This window comes from Sulfitobacter sp. PR48 (assembly GCF_028807335.1).
Classification (GTDB): Bacteria; Pseudomonadota; Alphaproteobacteria; order Rhodobacterales; family Rhodobacteraceae; genus Sulfitobacter.
This window is the reverse complement of the sequence record NZ_JARAMM010000004.1, coordinates 250085-272332: the sequence shown is the minus strand read 5'-3', so window position 1 is coordinate 272332 and position 22248 is coordinate 250085. Positions and strand designations below refer to the sequence as shown.

The 22248-nt window shown below is 63.7% G+C and carries 21 protein-coding genes; 11 read left to right on the top strand and 10 right to left on the bottom strand.

Features of this window, described 5'->3' with window-relative positions:
- Window positions 1-75: 75 nt before the first annotated feature.
- From PVW51_RS07650 to pxpA, 5 genes are read right to left on the bottom strand one after another with little or no spacing between them, the layout of a single operon-like run.
- Window positions 76-1050 carry a biotin-dependent carboxyltransferase family protein gene (locus PVW51_RS07650; RefSeq protein ID WP_274574366.1) on the bottom strand — a complete coding sequence of 325 codons (975 nt, stop codon included), beginning with the start codon at window positions 1048-1050 and terminating at the stop codon, window positions 76-78.
- The gene (locus PVW51_RS07645) at window positions 1040-1915 is read right to left on the bottom strand and encodes a 5-oxoprolinase subunit B family protein (RefSeq protein ID WP_269362333.1); all 876 of its coding nucleotides are present in this window, start codon (window positions 1913-1915) and stop codon (window positions 1040-1042) included. Before PVW51_RS07645 ends, PVW51_RS07650 begins: the two co-directional genes overlap by 11 nt.
- A 1-nt stretch (window position 1916) precedes the next feature.
- The gene (locus PVW51_RS07640; protein WP_269362335.1) at window positions 1917-3296 is read right to left on the bottom strand and encodes an acetyl-CoA carboxylase biotin carboxylase subunit; all 1380 of its coding nucleotides are present in this window, start codon (window positions 3294-3296) and stop codon (window positions 1917-1919) included.
- A gap of 7 nt (window positions 3297-3303) precedes the next feature.
- Window positions 3304-3546: an acetyl-CoA carboxylase gene (locus tag PVW51_RS07635; RefSeq protein ID WP_114274825.1), complete on the bottom strand. Its 243-nt coding sequence runs from the start codon at window positions 3544-3546 to the stop codon at window positions 3304-3306.
- Between the two features lie 29 nt (window positions 3547-3575).
- The gene (gene pxpA, locus PVW51_RS07630) at window positions 3576-4316 is read right to left on the bottom strand and encodes a 5-oxoprolinase subunit PxpA (protein WP_274574363.1); all 741 of its coding nucleotides are present in this window, start codon (window positions 4314-4316) and stop codon (window positions 3576-3578) included.
- Window positions 4317-4527: 211 nt separating this feature from the next.
- On the opposite strand from pxpA, the gene PVW51_RS07625 reads away from it, so the two are divergent.
- Window positions 4528-5457, top strand: a complete 930-nt coding sequence (locus tag PVW51_RS07625) for a LysR family transcriptional regulator (protein ID WP_114275040.1) — start codon at window positions 4528-4530, stop codon at window positions 5455-5457.
- An 18-nt stretch (window positions 5458-5475) separates the two neighbouring features.
- On the opposite strand, the gene PVW51_RS07620 is transcribed toward PVW51_RS07625, so the two are convergent.
- Complete coding sequence (locus PVW51_RS07620; protein WP_274574362.1) at window positions 5476-6420, bottom strand: LysR family transcriptional regulator; 945 nt, start codon at window positions 6418-6420, stop codon at window positions 5476-5478.
- Between the two features lie 108 nt (window positions 6421-6528).
- Between PVW51_RS07620 and PVW51_RS07615 the strand changes: the two genes are divergently transcribed.
- From PVW51_RS07615 to PVW51_RS07585, 7 genes are all read left to right on the top strand, one after another.
- Window positions 6529-7641, top strand: coding sequence for a polyamine ABC transporter substrate-binding protein (locus tag PVW51_RS07615; protein WP_274574361.1), 1113 nt, complete (start codon window positions 6529-6531; stop codon window positions 7639-7641).
- 76 nt (window positions 7642-7717) lie between these two features.
- Window positions 7718-8584 carry an ABC transporter permease gene (locus PVW51_RS07610; protein ID WP_274574359.1) on the top strand — a complete coding sequence of 289 codons (867 nt, stop codon included), beginning with the start codon at window positions 7718-7720 and terminating at the stop codon, window positions 8582-8584.
- A gap of 1 nt (window position 8585) precedes the next feature.
- On the top strand, window positions 8586-9407 hold the full coding sequence (locus PVW51_RS07605) for an ABC transporter permease (protein WP_274574358.1): 822 nt from the start codon (window positions 8586-8588) through the stop codon (window positions 9405-9407).
- A complete protein-coding gene (locus PVW51_RS07600) occupies window positions 9404-10504 on the top strand; it encodes an ABC transporter ATP-binding protein (protein WP_274574357.1) in 1101 nt (366 codons plus the stop codon). Before PVW51_RS07605 ends, PVW51_RS07600 begins: the two co-directional genes overlap by 4 nt.
- Entirely contained in the window at window positions 10504-11754 is a 1251-nt protein-coding gene (locus PVW51_RS07595) for an amidase family protein (protein ID WP_274574356.1), read from the top strand. The genes PVW51_RS07600 and PVW51_RS07595 overlap by 1 nt, the downstream gene beginning before the upstream one ends.
- Entirely contained in the window at window positions 11751-12650 is a 900-nt protein-coding gene (locus tag PVW51_RS07590; RefSeq protein WP_274574355.1) for a polysaccharide deacetylase family protein, read from the top strand. Before PVW51_RS07595 ends, PVW51_RS07590 begins: the two co-directional genes overlap by 4 nt.
- Window positions 12647-13342: an urea carboxylase-associated family protein gene (locus PVW51_RS07585; protein WP_274574354.1), complete on the top strand. Its 696-nt coding sequence runs from the start codon at window positions 12647-12649 to the stop codon at window positions 13340-13342. The genes PVW51_RS07590 and PVW51_RS07585 overlap by 4 nt, the downstream gene beginning before the upstream one ends.
- 1 nt (window position 13343) lies before the next feature.
- Here the strand turns inward: PVW51_RS07585 and PVW51_RS07580 are convergent, their stop codons facing one another.
- Window positions 13344-14222, bottom strand: coding sequence for a LysR substrate-binding domain-containing protein (locus PVW51_RS07580; protein WP_274574353.1), 879 nt, complete (start codon window positions 14220-14222; stop codon window positions 13344-13346).
- 123 nt (window positions 14223-14345) lie between these two features.
- On the opposite strand from PVW51_RS07580, the gene PVW51_RS07575 reads away from it, so the two are divergent.
- A complete protein-coding gene (locus PVW51_RS07575; RefSeq protein ID WP_274574352.1) occupies window positions 14346-15056 on the top strand; it encodes an FMN-dependent NADH-azoreductase in 711 nt (236 codons plus the stop codon).
- A gap of 103 nt (window positions 15057-15159) precedes the next feature.
- Here PVW51_RS07575 and PVW51_RS07570 read toward each other — a convergent pair whose 3' ends face one another.
- The 3 genes from PVW51_RS07570 to PVW51_RS07560 are packed head-to-tail and all read right to left on the bottom strand — an operon-like array spanning window position 15160 to window position 18179.
- Entirely contained in the window at window positions 15160-15921 is a 762-nt protein-coding gene (locus PVW51_RS07570; RefSeq protein WP_274574351.1) for an ABC transporter ATP-binding protein, read from the bottom strand.
- Entirely contained in the window at window positions 15915-16982 is a 1068-nt protein-coding gene (locus PVW51_RS07565; protein WP_274574350.1) for a FecCD family ABC transporter permease, read from the bottom strand. The genes PVW51_RS07570 and PVW51_RS07565 overlap by 7 nt, the downstream gene beginning before the upstream one ends.
- Window positions 16983-17042: 60 nt before the next feature.
- Complete coding sequence (locus PVW51_RS07560; RefSeq protein ID WP_274574347.1) at window positions 17043-18179, bottom strand: ABC transporter substrate-binding protein; 1137 nt, start codon at window positions 18177-18179, stop codon at window positions 17043-17045.
- A gap of 176 nt (window positions 18180-18355) precedes the next feature.
- Between PVW51_RS07560 and PVW51_RS07555 the strand changes: the two genes are divergently transcribed.
- Window positions 18356-19399: a homocysteine S-methyltransferase family protein gene (locus tag PVW51_RS07555; protein WP_274574346.1), complete on the top strand. Its 1044-nt coding sequence runs from the start codon at window positions 18356-18358 to the stop codon at window positions 19397-19399.
- Window positions 19396-22110: a methionine synthase gene (gene metH / locus PVW51_RS07550; RefSeq protein ID WP_274574345.1), complete on the top strand. Its 2715-nt coding sequence runs from the start codon at window positions 19396-19398 to the stop codon at window positions 22108-22110. The genes PVW51_RS07555 and metH overlap by 4 nt, the downstream gene beginning before the upstream one ends.
- The last annotated feature ends 138 nt before the right edge of the window (window positions 22111-22248 follow it).

Here is a 22248-nt window from a genome sequence, read left to right as displayed (position 1 = left end):
GGCGGTCCGTGAACCGCGCGGCACCTGGCATCTGCGTGATGGGTCGAGGGTGGCGCCGGGCCACCCTCGGTAGTTTCAGGCCAGATGCGCCCGGACCGCATCCAGGGCTTTGGCGCGGTCCCGGCGGGCGGACAGCGCAGTGTCCATGTCCACCTTGACGAAGCGGGTCGGCACATTGGGCTGCAACTGCCCGATCAGGTCCATATCGGCGGAAATCACCGTGCCGATCATGAAGTAGCCGCCGCCGGAGACCGCGTCGCGGTGCAGAATGATCGGTTCTGTCCCGCTGGGCACCTGGACCGAGCCATAGGGATAGCAGGCGTCGGTGATGTTGGAGGGGTCGGAGCCCGCGCCGAAGGGTGGTTCGCGGTCCACGAATTCCAGCGGCGTGCCGCCCTTGAAGCGATAGCCCATGCGGTCCGCTTCGGATGCGACCTTCCAGGTTTCCTCAAAGAACCGGGTGCCCGATGCCTCTGTGATGCGGTGCCAGTAGAGCCCGGGCAGGACCCTGAGTTCGGTTTCCCTTGCCGGCATGCGCCGCAGGTTTTCGGGGATATGCGCGCCGGTTTTCGCCGTGCCGTCAGCCGCCCCCAGAGGCAGCGTATCGCCGGGCTGCACCGCGCGCCCGTCGATCCCGCCGAGGGCACCGATGGGATAGGTGGAGCGGCTGCCCAGATCGAGCGGCGTGTCGATGCCCCCCGAAAAGGCGATATAGGCCCGTGCGCCGGAGCGCAGGTAATCGAACGACAGTTTCTGGCCCGCTTTCACGGGAATTGCTGTCCAGGATTCGAGCACTTCGCCATCCAGCTTGGGGGGCAGGTCGCCGCCGGTCACGGCAAAGGTGCAATCTTCGGTGAATTCCAGTTCCGGCCCCATGAAGACGCATTCCAGGCCTGCGGCACCTTCGTCATTGCCCACCAGCATATTGGCGCAGCGCAGGGCGAAACGGTCCATCGCGCCGCCCATGGGGATGCCGAGGTGATAGTACCCCGGACGCCCAAGATCCTGAATTGTGGTGGCGAAACCGGATGTTATGACATTAATCGGCATAAAGAGCCTCCTCCAGCCTGGCGTTGGTGCCGTTGATATCCGCGTTGAATTCATCAAGGGAAAACACCACCTCGCGGATGCGGGGCGCATAGGTGTTCGCCTCGACCGCGGCCAGGCAGCGGTCATATTCCGCGCGGTCGATCGGCTTCCATTTCACGATGTCGCCGGGTTTGAAGAAGACCATGAAGTCCTTGAGGTAGCCCGTCTTCTGTTCCGGGTCGTAGATCGGCATCGGCGTCACGCCGAACATCTGGTACCCCCCTGCCCCGCGCACGGAATAGATGCAGGAGAAGCAGCCGCCGTATCCCACGGTCAGCTTCGGGGTGTCGGTGCGCGGACGCAGGTATTTGGGCACCTGTATCTGCCGTTCCCGTTCCACCATCTGATAGAGGAAGGGCAGACCGGAGACAAAACCGACCATGGAGACGAACCAGGGCGCGCCGGAATGGGCCGCGATAAAGGCGTCAACGCTGTCGTAACCGTTGATCCGTGCCGCATATTCGATATCCGTCGCCTCCGGGTCCTGATGCCTTTCGCGGAACCGCATCAGGGTCTCGTGGGTCCAGGGATCCTGGTAATAGACCGGGATCTCGATGATCCGGGTTGTCAGCTTCGGCTCCTGTTTGGCGGCGGTTGCCTCCATCGACTTGAGCCTGTCCATCAGCGCATCGGGATGGATCACATCGGGGTCGAACTTGATCTGGAACGAGGCATTGGCCGGGCAGATTTCGGTCACCCCGTCGATTTTTGCGTCGCGCACGGCATTGGTCATCGAAAGCGTGGTGAAGAATGCCTCAAGCGACATTTCCTCGCTGACCTCGACGAACACATGTTCGTCGCCGCCAAAGGTATATCTGGATGTCATGTTATGTACCTTCCTCATCTGAAAATGTCCCGGCATGCTCTGCGAGCCATGGCTCAAGCCATTTTGTGTGGTAGTTCCCGGCCTGCACGTCGGCGTCCTCCGCCAGGGCGAGGAACAGGGGCGCGGTTGTCTTCAACCCGCCTGTGCGCAATTCGCCCACCGCACGTTTCAGCCGGGTGATGGCCGCCGGACGGTCATCTGCGGTGACGATCAGTTTGCCCAGCAGGGAATCGTAGAACGGCGGGATCTGGTAGCCGTCGTAGAGCATGTGATCGAAGCGCACGCCCGGCCCGCCGGGGGCGCGGAACCCATCGACGATGCCGGGGAAAGGCGCGAAATTATTGGCCGGATCCTCGGCGTTGATGCGCACTTCGATGGCATGGCCACGCAGTTGGATGTCCTCCTGACGCACGGAAAGCGGTTTGCCCCCGGCAATGGCAATCATCTCTGCCACAAGGTCCAGCCCGGTCACGCATTCGGTGACCGGATGTTCGACCTGGATGCGGGTGTTCATTTCGATGAAATAGAAGGCGCCGGTTTCATCGTCGTAAAGGTATTCGACCGTGCCTGCGCCGCGATACTTGACCGCCTGCGCCAGCGCCACCGCGCTCATGCAAAGATCGGCGCGCTGGGCGTCGGTCAGGGCCATCGACGGGGCCTCTTCCCAGACCTTCTGGCGGCGGCGCTGCAGGGAACATTCACGTTCGAAACAATGCACGAAGTTGGTGCCGTCGCCGAGAATCTGCACCTCGATATGGCGCGCCCTGGCGATCAGTTTTTCCAGATAGAGCCCGCCGTCGCCAAAGGCCGATTTCGCCTCTGCTGCGGCCTGGGGGGCAAGATTGGCGAAGTCCCGGGCGTTTTCGGCCACGCGGATGCCGCGCCCGCCACCGCCCGCTGTGGCCTTGATCATGACCGGATAGCCGATTTCATCGGCGCTACGGGCCGCCTCTGCCAGGTCGCCGATCACGCCGTCACTGCCGGGCACCGTGGGCACCCCGGCCTTTTGCGCGGCGCGGCGGGCCGAGGCCTTGTCCCCCATCGCGCGGATCATGTCGCCCGTCGGCCCGACAAAGGCGATGCCGGCGGCCTCGACCGCATCGGCGAAATCGGCATTCTCGGCCAGGAAACCATAGCCCGGATGGATACCGTCCGCGCCGCTTTGCCGGGCGGCATCCAGAATGGCGGCGATGTTCAGGTAGGATTTGGAGGCTGGCGGCGGCCCGATCTCGATCGCCTCATCAGCCATTTCGACGGCCAGCGACCCGGCATCCGCTGCACTGTGGACCTGCACGGTGCGGATGCCCATTTCCTTTGCCGCCCGGATGATCCTGACGGCAATTTCGCCGCGATTGGCAATCAGAAGCTTTGTGATCCCCATGATGCGCTCAGCTTTCCAGTTCGGCGATGACCTGGCCGGGCATGATCGCATCCTCGTCCTCGGCCAGGAAGGCGGTCAGCTTTCCATCCGCGTCGGATTTCACCTCGGTATAGGTCTTCATCACCTCGACCAGACCCACGACATCGCCCGCCTTCACGTCGTCGCCGACCTCCTTGTAGTTTTTCTCTTCCGGGGAAGGACGGCGGTAAAAGACACCGGGCAGCGGGGAGCGGATTTCAGATTTGGCCATGTTTTCTCTCCTGTCGGGTTGTTGGGTGTTCAGGCATCCGCGCGTGTCGCCAGCCGGTCGCCGAGGGCGGCGCGCACGGCTTGGGTGATTTCGACGGCACCGGGCGTATCGGAATGGACGCAGATGGTTTCGGCGCGCACATTGCTTGGCTTCTTGGCGGCGCTCAGAACGATGCCTTCGTCCACCGCGCGCAGCACCTTGGCGGCAACTTCCGCCGGGTCCTTGGCATCATGTTCGCGGGTGATGATCAGCTTGCCATTGTCGTCGTAATCGAGATCGGCAAAGAATTCGGCCCGGAAGCCCAGACCGCGTGCGGTATAGATTTCCTCGTGCAATGTCCCGGCAAGGCCGAAGATCGGCACGCCGAGATGTTCGGAGGCATCGCAGATCGCATGGGCAATGTGTTCGTGCCGCGCGGCCATGCCATAGAGCGCGCCATGCGGCTTGACGTGAGACAGGCTGAGCCCCTCGACCGCCAGAAATTCATTCAATGCGCCAATCTGGTAAAGCACGATATTGGCCATCTCGGCCCGGTCGATCACCATTTCGCGGCGGCCGAAGCCGGACAGGTCGGGCAGCGCGACATGGGCGCCGATCCGCACGCCATGCTGCTTGGCCGAGCGCACCGCGTGGCGCATGTGATTGGGGTCCGATCCGTGGAAACCGCAGGCGATATTCGCCTCCGTTATCAGGGGCATCAGAGCGTCATCGTCGCCCAGCCTGTAGAGCGCAAAGCTCTCTCCCATGTCACAATTGATGTCGACAGCCATTTCAGCCTCCCGGAAATGCCAAGGTAAATCACTGATGCGCCGCCAAATCCTGCTGGCCGATGCGTCGTTGCGCCAAGGCTACGCAGGGCATGACTTGATTGTAAAATATGATTTTTCAGGTAGTACATTCTGAAAAACAGATAATGCTATGCCTGCCTGCGGCGCCCGCTTTGGCCCTGCGTTGCGGCGCCGCCCCACAAGGAAACCTGCCATGACCCCAAGCCTGCGCCAGATCCGTTATTTCATCGCCGCTGCCGATGCGGGCCAGATTTCCAAGGCCGCAAGCGAGATCAACGTCTCGCAATCCGCGATCACCACGGCGATCAAGGCGCTGGAAGAGCTGATCGGCACATCGCTGTTCGACCGCCATGCCGGCGGGGTGACCCTGACCTATGAGGGCAGCCTGTTCCTCAACCATGCGCGGGGGATCATCGATTCCGTCGAGGAGGCGATTCGCATTCCCCGGCGGGTTCAGCGTGATGTGATCGGCACCTTCAACCTTGCCGTGACCTATACGGTGGGGGGGTATTTCCTGCCGCCGCTTCTGCTGCGCTTTCAGCAGGCGCTGCCGAACGTCCAGGTGACGCTTGTCGAAGCCGAACGGGTGGCCATCGAAGAGGGGCTGACCAACGGGCGGTTCGATGTGGCGGTCATGCTGACCTCGAACCTCAAGAACCGCAGCGCCATAGATCATACGGTGCTGCTGCGGTCGCGGCGCAGGCTGTGGCTGCAGGCAAACCACCCGCTGTTGTCGGCGAAATCCGTGTCGCTCAGCGATGTGGCCAGGGAACCCTATATCATGCTGACGGTGGATGAGGCATCAGAGACCGCGAAACACTATTGGGATCACCTGCCGACAAAGCCCAACATCATCTTCAAGACCTCTTCGGTTGAAGCGATCCGCAGCATGGTCGCGACCGGCATGGGGGTCTCCATCCTGTCGAACATGGTCTACCGGCCCTGGTCGCTGGATGGCAGCAAGGTCGATGTGATTGATATCACCGACACGCTGCCGACGATGGACGTCGGATTGGCTTGGCCCCGCGCCGCCGAGCTTTGCCCCGCCGCGCTGTCGTTTCTGGAATTCATGAAGCTGGCGGTGCAGGGGTCGGGCGGGCCCTTGTCCAAACCCGCCGAGTAATGCGCAAGCGGGCGTTGATCAGGAAGGGTGTTCCTGCTGACCTGCGCCCCCGGTCGGGCCGCGCTGCTGTTCCTGCGTGCATTCGACCTGCCGGGCGGTCTCGCGCGCAAGCGCCTGCAGCCAGGTGATAAAGACCTTTGCGGCAGGTTTGGCGCGGGAGGCGTGATTGGTGACGATGTAATATTGAAACCCCTCGATCTGCAGATCCCCCAGGCTTTGATGGGTGCCCGCCGAAAGCCGGTCTGCGGCGAGGATGTTGCTGCACAACAGCAGGCCCAGCCCCTGATCCAGCGCCTCGAAAGCCGCGGATTCATCGCTGCAGTTCAGGACGCCCGCCACCGCGAAACTCTGCGCGGAATCATGTGCCCAGCGGGCCCAGACAGGGCCGTCCAGATCTTTGTTGTTCCAGTAAAATCCGATCACCGGATAGGTGCCTGACCCGTTCTCGATCACGTCCTTTCGGCCAATCGGGCGATAGGCATCCGAAAACAGGATGCTGTCGGCGGCGTCTCTGGGGCTCTGGCCATAGCGGATCGCCACGTCGAGCCGGTCCGAAGACAGGTCACGCACCGCATCGTCGGTAACAAGCTCGACCTGAATCCCGGGGTTTTCGGCCAGAAAGCGCGACAGCCGGGGCAGCAGCCAGTTGTCGGCAAAAGCGCGGGTTGTGGTGACGCGCAACACGTTCTTTTCGATGTCCACATTCAGCACCGAAAAGGCCTCGGCCAGCAGGTCGAACCCTTCGCGCAGTTTCGGAAACATCTCTGCGCCCGCGGGGGTCAGCGCGATGTCGCGGGGGTTTCGCACGATCAGCTTGAAGCCCAGATAGCTTTCCAGATGCCGGATCTGGTGGCTGACCGCTGTCGTGGTCACGCCCAGTTCGTCGGCGGCGGCCGAGAAGCTGAGGCAGCGCGCAACCGCCTCAAAGGCGCGGATCGCATTCAGGGGCGGAAGCCGTCGCATCCTTTGTCCTTCGTGAAGTTTTGCTCAAGACCCCCTGAGATAAACGAATTTGTAGCAAATGGGGCGTTTCGCAGAAGGTGGCAGTCACAAAACAGGGAGAAAAACGATATGTCAAATTTTCAATATTCACGCCGCGCGCTGCTGAAAAGCGGTCTGGCTGCGGGTGCCGTGCTGGCCGCCCCATCGGTTGTGCGGGCGCAGGCGCAGCGCGAGCTGACCATGCTGACATGGGCAGGCCACGCCGACCCGGAGGTCGTTGGCCCCTTTGAGCAGGCCCATAACGTGCGCATCCGCGCCAAGGAATATGTCGGCGGTGATCAGATGCTGGCGCAGTTTGCCCAGTCGCCGGCCGGAACCTATGACGTCATCCTGGCCGACGCGGAATATGTCTCGCAGCTGTATCAGGCCGATTACATCGAACAGCTGGATCCGGCGGATTATCCGTTTGATGATTTCTTCCCCGAGTTCCAGAAGTTCGAGGGCCATTGGTACGATGACGGTCTTTACGCGGTGTTCCTGCGCTTTGGCTTTCTGGGGCTGTCGCATCATCTGGACGCGATCAGCCGCTCGGAGGCGCGCAGCTACAGGGCGATGTGGCAGGAAAACCTGCGCGGCAAGGTCGGGCAATTCGACTGGCATCTGCCCAACTTTGGCACCATCAGCCTGATCGAAGGCAATCCGGCCCCCTTTGACCTGGACACAGCCGCCTGGCAGCAGGTGCAGGAGGCGGCGCTGACGCTGCGGCCCCAGGTGCGGGGGTTTTATGACTACGGTGGCACGCTGTCTGCCCTGCGCTCGGGCGAGGTGGCGGCGATGCCGGGGATCGGTGACTGGATCACCGGCGTCCTGCAGCGCGACGGGGCCAATGTTGCCACCACCATTCCCGAACAGGGCGGGCTGCAATGGACCGAGTCGCTGTCCATCGGCAAGGGGTCGCGCAATCAGGATCTGGCCCGGGAATTCATCCGCTACATGATGAGTCCGCGCGGCCAGGTGGCGACAGCCACGCTCAGGGCGTACCCCGCGATGGTGCCGACACGGGCGGGCTGGGCGATGCTGAACGAAACCAACCCGAATGAGGCCGCGCGCCAGAACATGAGCCTGACCGGTGCCAACGCGCTGGATGAAATCCGCGCCGGGCGCATTCAGCTGCGCCGCCTGCCCGTCCAGCAATCGCTGGAAAGCTGGAACGACGCCTGGGTGCGCTACAAAAACGCCTGAGCCGCCCTCAAGGGTCCGTCCCCGCACCGCCATTGACAGGCGCGGGACGGGCCGCCCTTCATTCAAAGGAAATCCGATGTCTGTCTTATCCGCAAAGCTGCGCTTGCGCCGGCGTGGGTGGTTTGCCCTGTGGGCCGCCCCGCTGCCGGTCTGGTTCGCGCTGTTCTTTCTGGGCCCGATGCTGCTGCTGATCGCCATGTCGTTCTGGTCGGTGCAGAACTATCGCCTGACCCCCGACTTTTCGCTGTCGGCCTGGACTTATGTTCTGTCGCTCGATTTTCTGTGGTCCAGCTTCTGGCGCAGCTACGGGCTGTCCCTGCTCAGCGCTGTTCTGGTGTCATTGCTGGCCTTTCCGGCCTCTTACGCGATGGCGTTCCTGATCTCGCCTGCCAGAAGGCTGACCTTTCTGGGTCTTGCGCTGGCACCGTTTTTCACCAGCTATCTGGTCAGGATCTATTCGCTGCAGGTGTTTCTGGGCGAAGGCGGCGTGTTGCCGCAGATGTTCCACAGCGTCGGCCTGTCCGGGGCCAGCCTGCTGAACAGCTATACCGCGCTGTTTCTGGGGCATGCCACCCTGACCCTGCCCGTGGTGCTGGTGCTGCAAACCCTGGCGCTGGGCAATGTCGACCGCACCGAGATGTCGGCGGCGGTCAATCTGGGGGCGCGTCCGCTACAGGTCTTGCGGCATATCATCCTGCCCGCCGCCCGTCCGGGTCTGGCCCTTGGCGCGCTGTTTGCCTTTTTGCTGAGCTATGCCGAATTCGTCAGCGCCACCTATCTGGGCGGCGGCGTCTTCCAGACCCTGCCGATCCTGCTGACCGACCTGATCCGGGGCGGCCAGCAATGGCCCCGCGCGGCGGTGGTGTCGCTGCTGATGATGGCGGTGCTGCTGCTGACGTCGCTGGTCACCGTGGCCTGGGCCTATCGCCAGAAAGGAAACTGAGATGAACAGCCATCTGAAACACGCGCTGCCCGCATGTGTCTGGTTCACGGGGCTGATGCTGGTCTTTGTGATCCTCTATGCGCCGATCCTGTCTGCCCTGGTCTTTTCCTTCAGCGCCGACAGGTTTCCCAGCCTCGACATCACGCGGTTCAGCACGAAATGGTATGCCCAGGTCTTTGCAGATGCCCGCGTGCTGGAGGCGTTGAAAAACAGCCTGACCATCGCGCTGAGCACGGCATTGGTGGCCACCACGCTGGGCTTTGCCGCCGCCTATGCCGACTTCCGGTTCCGGTTCTTCGGGCAGCGCATGGTGCTGGCCTTGGCGCTGCTGCCGCCTACGGTGCCGATTGTGGTGCTGAGCCTTGCCATGCTGGCGTTCTTTTCGCGGATCGGGCTGTCGGGCACGGTGGGGTCGATCATCCTGGCCCATGTGGTTGTCGCCACCCCCTTTGCCATGGCGATCTGCCGTCTGCGGCTGGAACAGATGCCGCAGGAATATGAGACCGCCGCGCAAAACCTGGGCGCGACGCCGGGGCAGGCCCTGCGTCTGATCGTGCTGCCACATGCGGCACCTGCCATCGGGGCGGCGGCGCTGATCACCTTTGCCGTGTCGCTGGATGAATATGCCATCGCCTGGTTTGTCGGCGGGCTGGAACAGACCGTGCCGGTGACCGTACTGAACACATTGCAGGGACAGGTCGACCCGACCATCCACGTGATCGGCACGCTGGCCTTTGCCGCCACGCTCAGCCTGGTCTTTGCCGCGCAGCTGTTGCTGTTGCGCAGCACGAAATCCCACAAAAACAAGGAGGTGTCGCCATGACCCAACCGCTTCTGGAATTGCACAACCTGAACAAATCCTACGGCACCTTCGAGGCCGTCAAGGACATCGACCTGAGTGTGGATGCGGGCGAGTTTCTTGCCATCATGGGCCCCTCGGGCTGCGGCAAGACGACGACATTGCGCATGATGGCAGGGCTGGAGGACCCGACGCGCGGCGATATCCGGCTGGAGGGTCAGCAGATCAACGACCTGCCGGTCTGGCAGCGTGAAACCCCGCTGGTCTGGCAGAACCTGGCGCTGTTTCCCTATATGACCGTGCGGGAAAACGTCGAATTCGGCCTGCGCATGAAAAAGGTGCCCGCCCCCGAACGGCAACGGCGCTGTGCCGAATGGCTGGAGCGGCTGGGCATCGCGGGGTTCGCCGATCGCAATGTGGCCAAGCTGTCGGGCGGGCAGCGGCAGCGCGTGGCGCTGGCGCGGTCACTGGTGTTGCAGCCCAAGGTGCTGCTGCTGGATGAGCCGCTGTCGGCGCTGGATGCGCATATGTCGATCCGGATGCAGGGCGAGCTGAAACGGTTGCAGCGCGAGCTGGGCATCACCTTTGTCTATGTGACGCACAGCCATTCGGAGGCCTTTTCGCTGGCCGACCGCGTGGTGATCATGAACGCGGGCCGGATCGAGCAGCTGGGCACCCCGCAGGATATTTTCCTGCGGCCCCGGTCTCGGTTCGTTGCGCAGTTTGTCGGCGGTATCAGCCTGTTCAGCGGCATGCTGAAAACCACCAAAGAGGGCAAGATCGGGATCGACAGCGCGGACGGGCTGTTGCAGATCGCGGACCCTGCCAGCGCGCAGAGTGGCTCCAGATGCGACCTCGCGGTGCGCGCCGACCGGATCAATGTGACCACTCAGCCCGGCTGGGGCACCAACGAGGTGCCCTGCACCCTGATGTCGGAAGAATTTGCGGGCGCTGTCGTCAACCTGCATCTGGAAACGGCGGCGGGCACCGGGATTGTCGCCCAGCTTCAGCAGCGCGATCTTGAGCGGCTGTCGGCACGGGCGGGGCAACAGGTCTATGCCTCCTGGCACCCGGAGGACGGGGTGCTGCTGGGCGCCCCTGCGTTGAAGGCAGTGGCGTGATGGCCATGCCGCTTGACCGGGCGCTGGCGGCGGCGCGTGCCGCGCCCGATGTCTTTCTGACGGTCACCGGGGAGCGCGCAAGGCGCGAGGCTGACCGTCTTGCGCCAGCAAGCGGACAAGAGGCGCTTTATGGGGCCACCGTGTCATGGAAGGACATGATCGCACTGGAAGGTGTGGTGACCACGGCGGGGTCGAAAACCCGGCTGAACACGCCCGCCGCACCCGAGGATGCCGGGGTGGTGCGCCGCGCGGCGGCGGCGGGGTTGATCACCATCGGCACCACGAACCTGTCGGAATTCGCCTTCTCCGGCATCGGCCAGAACCCGCATTTCGGCACCCCCCTGATCGCGGGGCGGGTGCCGGGCGGGTCCTCTTCGGGGGCGGCGGCATCGGTGGCGCGTGGCATGGTGCGGCTGGCGGTGGGGACCGATACTGCCGGGTCCTGCCGCGTGCCGGCGGCGTTTCACGGGCTGTTCGGGTTTCGACCCACACGCGGGCGTTATCCGATGACGGGGGTGCTGCCACTGGCGCCGGATTATGACACCGTTGGGCTGATCACCTGCACTGCCCGTGATCTGCTTGATCTGGATGCGATCTTGAGCGGCGACGCGGATGAACCGGAAAGCGCGCCACGGATCTGGCTGGACCAATATGCGACGGCGCGGGCCAGATCGGAAGTTGCCGATGCGGTGCGCAGCGCAGTGGAAGCCGCGCACCGCCAAGGGTTTGCCATGGCACAAAAGCCGCGCAGCCTGCTCTCGGATGCGATGGACATGATTGCCCAACACGGCTGGCCCGGCGGGGCCGATGCCGCAGCGCTTTACGACGACCTACTCCAGTCGGAGGCCGTTGCACAGGTCGACCCGCTGGTGGCCGCGCGGCTGCAGAGGGCGGCGCGGCTGTCACCTGACGAAATGGCAAAGCTCCGCACCAGCGCGGCGGATCTGCGCGGGCGCTGGCCTGCCCCCGATACCCTCATCGCGCTGCCGACCGTGCCCTTTGGCGCACCACTGGCTGAACCCTTGCTCTCCGACCCCGAAACCTATGCGCGCATCAATCAGCAGGCGCTGAGCCTGACCATGCCCGCCAGCCTGCTGGACTTGCCCGCTGTCACGCTGCCGGTCGGGCAGACCGCTGCGGGGCAATGGATCGGCCTGCAACTGGTCGGCGCGCCCCATTGTGACCGTGCGCTGTTGATGGCCGCCTGCAAGCTGGAACGCGACCTTGAACTGAAAGGACTTTGCCCATGATCCGCAATCCGATCCCCTGGCCCAATGGCGCGCGCTGTGCCTGTGCCATCACCTTTGACGTCGATGCCGACAGCCTGATCCACATCGCGCGTCCCGCCGACAGCCACCGGCGGTTGTACCCCATCAGCATGGGCCGCTATGGCCCCAACGCCGGTGTGCCGCGGATTCTGGAAACCTATCGCCGGCTGGGGCTGAAGCAATCGTTCTTCATGCCCGGCTGGGTGATGGAAACCTATCCCGATACCGTCGAGGCAATTCTGAAAGACGGTCATGAAATCGGGCTGCACGGCTATCTGCACGAGGACCCTGCCGAGATGTCCGATGCCGAGCAGACCTGTTGGTTCGAACGCGCGCTGGAAGTTCACAAAGGCGCCACCGGCCAGACCCCGCGCGGCTACCGCGCGCCGGTCTACAACGTCACGCCAAAGGTCATCGACCTGGCCATCGCCCATGGGCTGACCTATGATTCATCCATGATGGCCGACGACCTGCCCTATGTCCTGTCCGCGGCCAAGGGGGATCTGATCGAAGTCCCCGTCCACTGGGGCAGCGACGACTGGCCCCCCTTCGCCCATTATGCCGAGATCGGCTATATGATGCCGGTGATGAGCCCCGCGCAGGGGCTGGAAGCCTCCTTTGCCGAGTTCGAGGCGCAATATGAAGCGGGCGGATTATGGGTCGGCATCTGGCACCCGTTCCTGACCGGGCGGCTGGCGCGCTGGCGGGTGGTGGAACGCTGGCTGGAGACCGTTCTGTCCCGCCCCGATGTCTGGTTCGCCCCGCTGGAAGACATCGCCGCACATGTCCGGCAGCAGCGCGACAGCGGCGCCTGGACACCGCATGTGGAACCGGCAGCGCCCTATCCCTCAGCCGTCTTTCAAGGAGTATCAAGATGAGCGATTTCCCCCTTCCCTTCGACCCCGCCCGCCCCGATGGCAGCAACCCTTCGGCCATTGAAACTGTGGGTGATCTGGGCCGGCCGCATCTGGATATTGCCTATGACGTGCCGGCACGTCAGGGCCGCGCCATCCGTGTGAAACAAGGGCAGATGCTGAAGGTCACCAACACCCACGGCAGTCAGGTGGCGGATTTCTGGGCCTTCAGCGCCGCCGACCCCGGTGAGCATCTGTCGATGGAACATATGCGCCCGAACCTGCGCAAACTCTGCCCCGCTGCCGGTGATGCGCTGGTGACCAACCGCAGGCGGGCGATCCTGACGCTGGTCTCTGACAGTTCCGAGGGGGTGCATGACACGCTTGTCGCCTCTTGCGACATTCACCGCTATCACGAGCTGGGTCATCAGGGGTATCATGACAATTGCACCGACAATCTGCGCATGGCCCTGGCGGCGATTGGCCTGGCCCTGCCGCAGGTGCCCTGCCCGTTCAACCTGTGGATGAACACGCCTGCCCGTCCCGGGGGCGAGATGGTCTGGCTGCCGCCGGTCTCGCGGGCCGGTGACGCGGTGATGTTTCGGGCCGAGATGGACCTGATTGCCGTGGTCTCCGCCTGTCCGATGGATCTGTTGCCGATCAATGGCGCAGATGCGGTGCCGCGCAGCCTGTCGGTGACCGTCTCGGCCGCCTGATTCAGCTTTGCCGGCGCAACCAGTCCAGCAGTTGCGCCAGCCGGGTCTGATCCGGATGAGTGGGCAGAAACACCGCCCAATAGGTCAGGCCGGGCAAGGCGATCTCGGAGAGCTGTACAAGCTGACCGGTGTTGAGCAGATCCGCCACCAGAAGCTGCGAGGCCAGCACTGCGCCCTGCCCCGACACCGCCGCGTCAATCGCGTGGATCTCTTCGGAGAAGGTCTGGGCCACAGCGGGCAGTGATGCCCTGACGCCTGCGCGGGCGTGCCAGCGCTGCCAGCTGGGCGCATTCTGCGAGGCGGATTTCCAGCGGTAGTCCAGCAAGGGCAGCGACAAAAGGTCATCCGGGGTCAGCGGCAGCTTCACCAGATCCGGCGCACAGACCGGAATGATCGCATCGTCAAACAGCCGGTGCCATTCCGCCCGGTCATCGGGCTGGCCCGCGTAGCGGATTGCCATGTCGATATCCGAGGCATGCAGATCGGCGGGCAGGTCGGCGGCTTCTACCGTGATCTTCAGCCCCGTCTCGGCACGCAGGCGCGGCAGGCGCGCCATCAGCCAGCGGCTGGCAAAGGCCATGGTCACCGAGAGGCGCAGCGGTGTTTCGGCGGTGGTAACGGCCAGTTGGTCGATTGTGCCTGCAATCTGGTCCAGCGCCTGGCGCAGCACCGGAAACAGCTTTTCCCCCGCCGCCGTCAGGCGCACGGGCCGGGGAAAGCGGTGGAACAATGTCACCCCCAGAATCTCTTCCAATTGGCGCACCTGATGGCTGATCGCGGTCGGCGTCAGGCCCAGTTCCTCTGCCGCATCGGCAAAATGCAGATGCCGGGCAGCAGCCTCAAAGGCGCGCAGGGCGTGTAGGGGTGGCAGTTTGCGCATGGTCGTCCCGCAGGGTGAATCTCATTCATCTTATGCCTGAAATATTCGCTTTGGCCAAAGGTTTTGGCCGCTGCTACCTCCTGCTGTGACGGGGCCACACCGGCCCCCACAAAGGAGAACACCATGACCACCCTGCTTCGTATCGACGCCAGCGCACAGCTGGAAGACCGCTCGCTGACCCGCATGCTGACCGGGCTGTTCACGAGCGAATTTCTGGCCGCCAATCCGCATGCCAGGGTGATCACCCGCGACATCGGGCAAGACCCGGTTCCGGCGATTGATCACCGGTTTATCCACGCGGCCTTCACCCCGCCTGAGGCCCGCGAAGACTGGATGGCCGAGCGGCTGGCCTTGTCGGACCGGCTGATCGACGAGGTCGAAGCCGCGGATATCATCCTGCTGGGCGCGCCGATGTACAACTACGGGATGCCTGCCGCGCTGAAGGGCTGGATTGATCACATCGCCCGGATCGGGCGGACCTTCTCTTTCGATCTGGCGCGGGGCGACGTGCCGATCGAGCCGATCCTGAAGGGCAAGCAACTGGTCGTCCTGTCATCGCGCGGTGAGTTCGGTTTTGAACCCGGCGGGCCACGGGCGCATCTGAACGCGCTGGACCCCGCGATTGCCGCCTGCGCGCATTATCTTGGGGTGAATGCGGCAGATATCGAGACAATCGCCATCGAGTACCAGGAATTCAAGGATGCCCGCCATGCGCGCTCCGTGGCCACGGCAAAAGAGGCGGCGCGCGCCCTGGCGCAGCGGTTCGGGCAGGCAACCGGCCAGGCGCCAGATAACAGCTATCGCGCAGAACCGGCCTTGGTGTCACATTGCTGACCCGTCTCACCAGAGCCGCCTGCGGTGTGGAGGTTCGGAAGGCGCCTTCCTGAACTTCGAAGGCGCAGCGCAGGCCGGGCCCTCGCCTGCCCGGGGCGGGGCGTCAGGCCAGTGCCCGATCCGCAGGTCCATCCACGATCATCACCGGGCAGCCGCGCGAGCAATGTTCGACGCGGCTGTCGATCCCGTAGAGGCGGCGGATCAGGGCGGGCGTGAGCACTTCGAGCGTAGGGCCGCTGGCGAGGATCCGGCCCTCGCCCAGCGCCAGGGTCGCGGCGCAGCACCGCATCGCCTGATTGAGGTCATGCAGCGCCAGGATCATCACAGCGCCGGTTTCCTCGGCATATTGCCGCAATGTTTCCAGCACCTCGTACTGGCGGTTGAGGTCAAGCGCCGAGGTCGGCTCGTCCATCAGCACCACCTTGGGGCCGTTGACCAGCGCCTGGGCGATGGAGACCGACTGCCGCTGACCACCCGAAAGATCGGGCAATTGCTGGTCCGCGAGGTGGGATATCCCGAAACGGTGCAGGACCGCGTCGACGGCGCGGAATTCATCGGCGGACAGACGCCAGCCGCCGCGGTCCTGTTTCAGCGCCAGGATGATGGATTCATAGACGGTGAGTGCCGCGGACATGCCCGTGTCCTGCGGCATGTAGCGCAGCTCATGGGGTTCCGCGCCCGCCAGCCGTACCCGGCCCGCGCCGCGCAGATGTCCGGCGATCCGGCGGAACAATGTTGATTTGCCGGCGGCATTTGCCCCGACAAGGGCGGTCAGCGCCCCGCCCTGCACGGGGGCCGAGACCTCCGTGAGGATGTCGCGCCGCCCGTAGCGTGCGCCGATGTGCTCCAGCGTCAGGCTTACCATGATTTGCGTCCTTTCGTCAGGATCAGGGCGGCAAAGAACGGCACGCCAACCAGTGCGGTGATGATGCCGATGGGCAGGACCGCCCCCGGCAGCAGCGCCTTGGACAGGACCGATGTGGCCGAGAGGATCACCGCCCCCGACAGCATCGCGCCGGGCAGGAAAAACCGCTGATCCTCGCCCAGCAGCAGGCGCGCCACATGGGGCCCGACAATGCCGATGAAGCCGATGGTGCCGACAAAGCTGACCGGCACGGCGGCGAGGATGGAGACCAGCACCAGCGCCTCAAGCCGCAGGCGTTTCACGGGCACGCCCATGGCGGCGGCGCGAACCTCGCCCAGCCGGATCGCCGTCAGCGCCCAGGCACGGCGGGCAAAGAGCGGGGTGCAGATGCACAGGATCAGGGCGGTGATGGCGACCTTGCCCCATGTCGCCTTGGTCAGGCTGCCCATGGTCCAGAAGACCACCGCCGACAGCGCCTGTTCGGAGGCGAAATATTGCAGCAGCGCCAGTGCCGCGTTGAAGGTGAACACCAGCGCGATGCCCAGCAGGATGATGGTTTCGGTGGTCACGCCGCGCAGGGTCGACAGGCCGAAGATCAGCATGGAGGCGGCCATTGCCATGGCAAAGGCATTGATCGGCACCATCAGCGACACCGCGCCGGGAAACAGCGCCACCCCCAGCACCATGGCCAGCGCCGCGCCAAAGCTGGCCGCCGCCGAGAGGCCCAGCGTGAAGGGGCTGGCCAGCGGGTTGGCCAGAATGGTCTGCATCTGAGCGCCCGCCAGCGACAGGCTGGCCCCCACGGTCACCGCAAGCAGCGCCATCGGCATGCGGATGTCCCAGACCACCACGCGCATCTGCACATCGGCGGTCCCGGGCGCAAAGATCGTCTGCAACACCTCCCACACGGCATAGCGCGCAGGCCCCAGTGACACGTCCACTGCCACCGACAGCACCAGGGCGATACTCAGCCCGCCCAGGATGGCGATGCGGCGGGTGGCCATCCCGCGATAGCTTTGTGCGCCTGCGGCCCTGGGGGCATCTGCGTCTGCAATGGTCATGATCTCTCCAACTGCAAGTGGCGGCCCGTCCGGGGCCGCCTTGCTGTGACAGTGACGGGGTCAGTTGGTCGGGGCGCCGTCCAGCGACACCCAGTAGCCGGGGCTGTAGTCCACCGGCAGGAAGCGTTCGTGCAATTCCTTCAGCGTCGCTTCGGGATCAAGGTCGGCGAACAGCTCGGGGTGAAGCCATGTGGCCAGCCGCTGCACGGCGACAAAGCTGTAGGGCGAGTTGTAGAACTGGTGCCAGATGCCGTGCACCTGCCCGTTGTTCACGGCCTTCACCCCGGTATAGGCGGGTCGTTCCATCAGGGCCGCGAGCTTGCGCTTGGCCTCGTCCATGTCCGAACCCGGCCCCATGCCGATCCAGGCACCGCCGGGCACATAGGCGTCCCAGTTGCCGCCGGTGACCACGATCTGGTCCGGGTCCGAGGCGATGACCTGCTCCGCGTTCACGGTGCCAAAGGTGCCGGGGATGAATTCGGAGCCCATGTTGGTGCCCCCCGCCAGTTCCACGAAACGGCCAAAGTTGCCGTTCCCGAAGGACATGCAGCAATCTTCGGTGTAACCGCCTGCACGCTCGACAAAGACCAGCGGGCGCTGCAAATCCGTTTGTGCGGCGATCACATCGGTCACGCGGGCGATCTGCTCTTCGTAAAAGGTCTCGAATTCTGCGGCTTTTTCTTCCTTGCCGAAAAGCTGCCCGATGATCTCCATGGATTGCGCCGTATGCTCGAACGGCTTTTCACGAAAATCGACGTAGACAATCGGGATGCCGACCTTGGCCAGTTTCTCCTCGTAGCCGGCCTCGTCGGTCGCGGCCTTGGATTCCAGGTTCATGATCAGCACATCGGGGTTCAGCGAGACCGCCTGTTCGATGTCGAACGACCCGTCCTTGAAACCGCCAAAGGTGGGGATATCCGCCATTTGCGGGAATTTCCGGGCGTAGATGTCATATGTTTCCGGCGAGGCTTCCTGAAAGTCGTCACGCCAGCCGACCACGCGCTGAAAGGGGTTTTCGGTGTCCAGAACGGCGGTAAAGAACACCTGACGGCCCTCGCCCAGGATCACACGTTCGACCGGTGCGTCGACGGTGACTTCGCGGCCTGCAATGTCGGTCACGGTGACGGGATCGGCTTGCACAAGGCTGGCTGCGAAAAGGCTCAGCGCACATGCGCCGAGGAAGGGTTGAAAGGTCATGGGATGCTCCTTGGAAGGGTCTCTGAGGCTCGCCTATTATTTCCCACTTTTTCAGTCAACTAAAAAGTCGACAAATTTACTCTGTTAAGTCAGATCGTGCCGACATGAGAGATTTTCATATTGTTCTGCAATATTATGAATTTTCCTCTTCTCCCCCGATGACCTATGTGCAGCGCATGACATCCCGAAAACCAGATCCCGCCCAGCAGATCGCTGCCCTTGCACGCGAGCGCATCCTGATCCTCGACGGTGCCATGGGCACGCAGATCCAAACCCTTGGCCTGAGTGAAGAGGACTACGCCGGGCATGGGTCCGGCCATGCCTGCCGCCACCATTCCGAGCATCCGCAGAAGGGCAACAACGACCTTTTGACCCTGACGCAGCCGCAGGCGGTGGAGGATATCCATTTCGCCTTTGCGATGGCCGGTGCGGATATTGTCGAGACCAACACGTTCTCCGCCACCACCATCGCGCAGGCCGATTACGGGATGGAAAGCGCCGTGCACGACCTGAACGCCGAAGGGGCGCGCATCGCCCGTGCTGCGATGAACCGGGCGACGGCCATCGACGGCAGGCCGCGCTTCGTGGCGGGGGCGGTCGGACCGACAAACCGAACCGCATCACTCAGCCCGGATGTGAACGATCCGGGATACCGTGCTGTCACCTTCGACGACTTGCGCCTGGCCTACGGCCAGCAGGTGCGCGGGCTGATCGCGGGCGGGGCCGATCTGATCCTGATCGAGACGATCTTTGACACGCTGAACGCCAAGGCTGCGATTTTCGCCTGCTTCGAGGCCTTTGAAGAACAGGGCAGCAGGCTGCCGCTGATGCTCTCGGGGACGATCACCGATGCCTCCGGGCGCACGCTGTCGGGGCAGACGCCCACCGCCTTCTGGCATTCGGTCAGCCATGCGCGGCCTTTCACCGTGGGTCTGAACTGTGCGCTTGGGGCCAGCGCGATGCGCCCGCATATCGCGGAGCTTGCGGGGGTGGCGGATACGCTGATCTGTGCCTATCCCAATGCCGGGTTGCCCAATGCCTTCGGGCAATACGACGAAGGGCCCGGGGATACTGCGCGCCAGGTGGCCGAATTCGCTGCCGAAGGGTTGGTGAACGTGGTCGGCGGCTGCTGTGGCACCACGCCCGACCATATCGCCGCCATTGCCGAGGCGGTGGCACCCCATGCCCCCCGCCAGTTGCAAGGCAAGGTGGCAGCATGAGCCGCCATCTGCGCCTGTCCGGGCTGGAGCCCTTTGTTCTGACCCCCGATATTCCCTTTGTGAATGTGGGCGAACGCACCAATGTCACCGGCTCTGCGCGGTTCCGCAAGCTGATCACCAACCGTGATTACAGTGCGGCACTGGACGTGGCGCGGGATCAGGTCGAAAACGGTGCCCAGATCATCGACGTCAACATGGACGAGGGGCTGATCGATTCAAAGGCCGCGATGGTCGAATTCCTGAACCTTGTCGCCGCCGAGCCGGACATCGCCCGGGTGCCGGTCATGATCGACAGTTCGAAATGGGAGGTGATCGAGGCAGGCCTGCAATGTGTTCAGGGCAAGTCCGTGGTCAATTCGATCAGCATGAAAGAGGGCGAAGACGCCTTTCGCCACCATGCGCGCCTGTGCCTTGCCTATGGTGCCGCGGTGGTGGTCATGGCCTTTGACGAGGACGGCCAGGCCGACACCTGCGCGCGCAAGATCCAGATTTGCGAACGCGCCTACCGCATCCTGGTGGATGAGGTCGGCTTTCCCCCCGAAGACATCATCTTTGACCCCAATGTGTTCGCCGTGGCGACTGGCATCGAGGAACACAACAATTACGGCGTCGATTTCATCGAGGCGACGCGCTGGATCCGCAGCAACCTGCCCCATGCCCATGTCTCGGGCGGGGTGTCGAACCTGTCGTTCTCCTTCCGCGGCAATGACACGGTGCGCGAGGCGATGCATGCGGTGTTCCTGTATCACGCCATTCAGGCGGGCATGGACATGGGGATCGTCAACGCGGGGCAGCTGGCGGTTTATGACCAGATTGATCCCGACTTGCGCGCGGCCTGCGAAGATGTGGTGCTCAACCGTCGCGACGATGCAACCGAACGGATGCTGGACATCGCCGACCGCTTTCGCGGCGGTGCGCGCACGGAAAAGCTGCGCGATCTGGCATGGCGCGAATGGAGTGTCGAAAAGCGGATGGAACATGCGCTGGTCAACGGCATCACCGAGTTCATCGAAGCCGATACCGAGGAAGCGCGCCAGTCCGCCGAACGCCCCCTGCATGTGATCGAAGGGCCGCTGATGGCCGGCATGAACGTGGTCGGAGACCTGTTTGGCGCGGGCAAGATGTTCCTGCCGCAGGTGGTCAAATCGGCCCGGGTGATGAAACAGGCCGTGGCGGTCCTGCTGCCTTATATGGAAGAGGAAAAGCGGCTGAACGGCGGTGTCGGCCGCGAGACCGCGGGCAAGGTGCTGATGGCCACGGTCAAGGGCGACGTGCATGACATCGGCAAGAACATCGTCGGCGTCGTGCTGGCCTGCAACAACTATGAAATCATCGACCTTGGGGTGATGGTGCCGCCGCAGAAGATCCTGCAGATCGCCCGTGACGAGAATGTCGATGTGATCGGCCTGTCCGGCCTGATCACCCCCAGCCTTGACGAAATGTCTCACCTGGCCGCCGAGCTGGAGCGCGAGGGCTTTGACATTCCGCTGCTGATCGGGGGCGCCACGACCTCAAAGGTACATACCGCCGTCAAGATCGCGCCGCGCTACACCCGGGGTCAGGCGGTCCATGTGCTGGATGCCAGCCGCGCGGTGGGGGTGGTTGGCGAGTTGCTGAGCAAGGACCGCAAGGCCGCCTATATCGACAGGATCAGATCCGAATACATCGAAGTGACCGAGCGCCATGAACGCGCCGAACGCGCCAAGAAACGTGTGCCGCTGGCCGAGGCGCGTGCCAATGCGATGCGGATCGACTGGAGCGGTTATACCGTGCCCGCCCCCAGCTTCACCGGTGCCAGGACCATCGAGGATTGGGATCTGGCCGAGATTGCCGAATATATCGACTGGACGCCGTTCTTTCGCACATGGGAGCTGAAGGGCGTCTATCCGAAAATCCTTGAGGATGAAAAACAGGGCGAAGCCGCGCGGGCACTGTTTGCCGACGCCAGGCAAATGCTGAAACGGATCATTGATGAAAAATGGTTCGGGCCGCGGGCGGTTGTCGGGTTCTGGCCCGCCAATGCACGGGGCGACGACATCCAGCTGTTCACCGACAGCTCGCGCAGCGGTGATCTGGCCAGATTGCACACGCTGCGCCAGCAACATGCCAAACGCGCCGGCCGCCCCAATGTGGCACTGGCCGATTTTGTCGCCCCCGATGGGACCGACGACTGGGTCGGCGGGTTTGTCGTGACCGCAGGTGCGCAGGAGGCCGAGATCGCCAAGCGGTTCGACAAGGAAAACGACAATTATTCCGCGATCCTTGTCAAAGCACTGGCCGACCGCTTTGCCGAGGCCATGGCCGAGATGCTGCACCAGCGCGTGCGCCGCAGCTACTGGGCCTATGCCGCCGATGAAACCTTTGCGCCTGACGAACTGGTCGGCGAGCCCTATCAGGGCATCCGCCCCGCCCCCGGCTATCCCGCCCAGCCCGACCACACAGAGAAGCGGACCCTGTTCAGCCTGCTGGACGCCGAAGCCGCCACAGGTGTCACGCTGACGGAAAGCATGGCGATGTGGCCGGGATCATCGGTGTCCGGCCTCTATATCGCGCATCCCGATAGCTATTATTTCGGCGTGTCCAAGATCGAACGGGATCAGGTGCAGGATTATGCCAGCCGCAAGAACATGCCCTTTGACGAGGTTGAACGCTGGCTTGCGCCGATCCTGAACTATGTGCCTGCCCCACGGGCCGTCATCGCGGCGGAATAGCCGCCGCCGTCAGCTGTGAGGCAAGACCGGCGTTCGAGGCGCATCGCTGAACCGGCTCACCGCGCGCATGCACAGGGGATATTTGTGCCTGGTGCGGCCGGGCGACCTGCGAGCCCTTTCCGCTTTCCCCACGCGCGA

What these genes read in the sequence shown, in the direction of transcription:
- PVW51_RS07650 (WP_274574366.1), bottom strand. Translation starts at nt 1,050, where the DNA reads ATGCCGATTAATGTCATAACATCCGGTTTCGCCACCACAATTCAGGAT.
- PVW51_RS07645 (WP_269362333.1), bottom strand. Translation starts at nt 1,915, where the DNA reads ATGACATCCAGATATACCTTTGGCGGCGACGAACATGTGTTCGTCGAG.
- PVW51_RS07640 (WP_269362335.1), bottom strand. Translation starts at nt 3,296, where the DNA reads ATGGGGATCACAAAGCTTCTGATTGCCAATCGCGGCGAAATTGCCGTC.
- PVW51_RS07635 (WP_114274825.1), bottom strand. Translation starts at nt 3,546, where the DNA reads ATGGCCAAATCTGAAATCCGCTCCCCGCTGCCCGGTGTCTTTTACCGC.
- pxpA (WP_274574363.1), bottom strand. Translation starts at nt 4,316, where the DNA reads ATGGCTGTCGACATCAATTGTGACATGGGAGAGAGCTTTGCGCTCTAC.
- PVW51_RS07625 (WP_114275040.1), top strand. Translation starts at nt 4,528, where the DNA reads ATGACCCCAAGCCTGCGCCAGATCCGTTATTTCATCGCCGCTGCCGAT.
- PVW51_RS07620 (WP_274574362.1), bottom strand. Translation starts at nt 6,420, where the DNA reads ATGCGACGGCTTCCGCCCCTGAATGCGATCCGCGCCTTTGAGGCGGTT.
- PVW51_RS07615 (WP_274574361.1), top strand. Translation starts at nt 6,529, where the DNA reads ATGTCAAATTTTCAATATTCACGCCGCGCGCTGCTGAAAAGCGGTCTG.
- PVW51_RS07610 (WP_274574359.1), top strand. Translation starts at nt 7,718, where the DNA reads ATGTCTGTCTTATCCGCAAAGCTGCGCTTGCGCCGGCGTGGGTGGTTT.
- PVW51_RS07605 (WP_274574358.1), top strand. Translation starts at nt 8,586, where the DNA reads ATGAACAGCCATCTGAAACACGCGCTGCCCGCATGTGTCTGGTTCACG.
- PVW51_RS07600 (WP_274574357.1), top strand. Translation starts at nt 9,404, where the DNA reads ATGACCCAACCGCTTCTGGAATTGCACAACCTGAACAAATCCTACGGC.
- PVW51_RS07595 (WP_274574356.1), top strand. Translation starts at nt 10,504, where the DNA reads ATGGCCATGCCGCTTGACCGGGCGCTGGCGGCGGCGCGTGCCGCGCCC.
- PVW51_RS07590 (WP_274574355.1), top strand. Translation starts at nt 11,751, where the DNA reads ATGATCCGCAATCCGATCCCCTGGCCCAATGGCGCGCGCTGTGCCTGT.
- PVW51_RS07585 (WP_274574354.1), top strand. Translation starts at nt 12,647, where the DNA reads ATGAGCGATTTCCCCCTTCCCTTCGACCCCGCCCGCCCCGATGGCAGC.
- PVW51_RS07580 (WP_274574353.1), bottom strand. Translation starts at nt 14,222, where the DNA reads ATGCGCAAACTGCCACCCCTACACGCCCTGCGCGCCTTTGAGGCTGCT.
- PVW51_RS07575 (WP_274574352.1), top strand. Translation starts at nt 14,346, where the DNA reads ATGACCACCCTGCTTCGTATCGACGCCAGCGCACAGCTGGAAGACCGC.
- PVW51_RS07570 (WP_274574351.1), bottom strand. Translation starts at nt 15,921, where the DNA reads ATGGTAAGCCTGACGCTGGAGCACATCGGCGCACGCTACGGGCGGCGC.
- PVW51_RS07565 (WP_274574350.1), bottom strand. Translation starts at nt 16,982, where the DNA reads ATGACCATTGCAGACGCAGATGCCCCCAGGGCCGCAGGCGCACAAAGC.
- PVW51_RS07560 (WP_274574347.1), bottom strand. Translation starts at nt 18,179, where the DNA reads ATGACCTTTCAACCCTTCCTCGGCGCATGTGCGCTGAGCCTTTTCGCA.
- PVW51_RS07555 (WP_274574346.1), top strand. Translation starts at nt 18,356, where the DNA reads ATGACATCCCGAAAACCAGATCCCGCCCAGCAGATCGCTGCCCTTGCA.
- metH (WP_274574345.1), top strand. Translation starts at nt 19,396, where the DNA reads ATGAGCCGCCATCTGCGCCTGTCCGGGCTGGAGCCCTTTGTTCTGACC.